Source organism: Dyella sp. 01N36, assembly GCF_056399745.1.
On record NZ_JBFTRY010000330.1, the window covers coordinates 1 to 2,137 of the forward strand.

1 protein-coding gene is annotated in these 2,137 nt (G+C 63.6%); it reads right to left on the minus strand.

Annotated elements, in window-relative coordinates:
* Nucleotides 1–1,913 (minus strand): S46 family peptidase (locus tag AC1DMG_RS21755; protein ID WP_477181114.1); only part of this gene is annotated, 1,913 nt, incomplete at its 3' end.
* Nucleotides 1,914–2,137: the final 224 nt, after the last annotated feature.

Consider the following 2,137-nt stretch of genomic DNA (forward strand, 5'->3'; position numbering starts at 1 on the left):
GCCTTGGTCTTCGCATCCGCATAGCCCTCGTAGTCGCCCTTGGCGATGGCGTCGAGCAAGGGCTTGGGTGCATCGAACGGTTCCGCGCCGGTGTTCTTCTCCACGATGCCGGCAGTCGTCGTCTGCGGTTCGTAGGACACGGCATCGCGCGYCTTCAACGGTGTGACCTTGCCGTAACTCACGCGCAGCGTGCTGTTGGCATCGGGATAGACAGCGCGCCCCTGCTTTTCGCGATAGGCAATCAGCGCATCCATATACGCCGGACGAAGGCGCAGCAAGTCGCCTTCGCGCGACTTGCGCTCGCCTTCCACGCGCAGCAGCGCAGGTTGCAGCTGGGCAGCCAGCGCGAGCAGTGCATCATCGGACTTGCTCACCGCCGCAGGCTCTGCCTYGAGCCACGCCAGCCGTTTCGCTTCGTCACCCAGCTGCGTGGCGCCGTAAACCTGCTCGAGCTTGTGCGACAAAGTTTCAGGCGTACGCCCGAACGCAGCGTCGAATTCAGGCAGGCGTTGCGCATCGGGCAAGGCCTGATAGCGCGTGAGCAAGGCCCGCAACAAATGTTTCTCGACCGCCGGATCGTAGCGGCGCTGAACCTGGCGCAGCGTGCCGGCGATCAGTTCTTCATCGCGCTGTTGATAGCCCGCCTCGCGCTGGGCATCCGCCTGGCCGCGCTCAATGGCGAGTCGCTGCAGCATGATGGCCGAACGCAACAACTGCGTTTGCGCCTGCATCATGCCCAACAGCAGATCGCGTTCGCGCATCGCATTGCCGGCGGCAATCAGGCGATTGACCTCGTCGATCTGCGGACGCAGCGTGCCAGCCTGCGGCTGTGCTGCCAGCCACGCCATCATCGCGTCCTCATCCGTGCGGCGGATCGTCACCGCATCACTGCGCTTGAGGCCATCCAACTCGCCCTCATAGCGCTTGATGTTGTTCTTCAACGACTGCAGTTGCGAGGCATAGCGGATGGCTGCAGGCCGATCATCGCGTCCGGCGTCTTCAATCACATGCTGCAGCTGCTGCATCACCGCCACCGTGGTCGGCAAGCGCCACTGCACCTGATCGGCAAACTCCGCCGCCGTGCGATGGCGATACGTCGTACCGGGATAACCCGCCAGCATCACGAAATCCCCATCGCGCACGCCATCGCGTGCCACCTGCAAGTGCGCAGGCGGGTGATAGGGAACGTTGTCCTTGGCGTAATCAGCCGGCTTGCCGTCGGGGCCGACGTAAGCGCGCAACAAGGTGAAGTCGCCCGCGTGGCGCGGCCACACGAAGTTGTCCACTTCGTCGCCGTAGTTGCCGATGGCGCGCGGCGGCGCGTAGACCAGGCGCAGGTCGCGCAGTTCAAGTTGTTTGACCAGGTAGAAGTCGCGGCCATAGAACATGTTGACCACGCTGCAACGCACGCCGGCTTCGCGCTCGCAATCGGCCACCAGGGTCTTGCTGATGGCGTCGATCGCATCGAAATAGGCCCGCCCCGTCTTGCCCCTGGCGGCCGCCAGCACCTGCTCGCTGACCTTGTCGAAACCGGTGGTCACGCGCAGGCGGAAATCAGGGTTGGCGGGCAGCTCTTCCGTGCGCTCGTGCGAGACGAAACCGTTCTGGATCAGATCGCGCTGCGCGTTGCTGTTGTACTGGATCACGCCGAATGCGACGTGGTGGTTGGTCAGCACCAGGCCGTCGTCGCTGATGAACGAACCCGTGGCCCCGCCCACCTTCACCACCGCGCTCAGCGGCGCCTTGGTCAGGTCAGCCAGATCGGCCGGATTGCCCTGGAAGCCCGCCGCATGCAGCTGCTTGCCGATGGAGGGCAGCTGCGAGGGCATCCACATGCCTTCGTCAGCGTGGCTAGGAATGGCCATCATCAAGCCCCATGTTGCCGCCAGCAGCGTGAATATCCGTCGTTTCATGCCTGTTCCCGACCCGGGTTGTCGCAAAAAATTGCGACCATAATCCCTGGCCGGCCCGGGGGCAACGCTGCACTGCACGAAGGCGGCGCCCTGCCCAGGCTTCTATAATGTCCGTTTTCCCGCCCTTCCCCCACGGAAATACCATGCCTCAGATGATGAAAGCCCTGGTCAAGCGCAAACCCGAACAGGGCATCTGGATGGAAGAAGTGCCTGTTCCCGAGGTC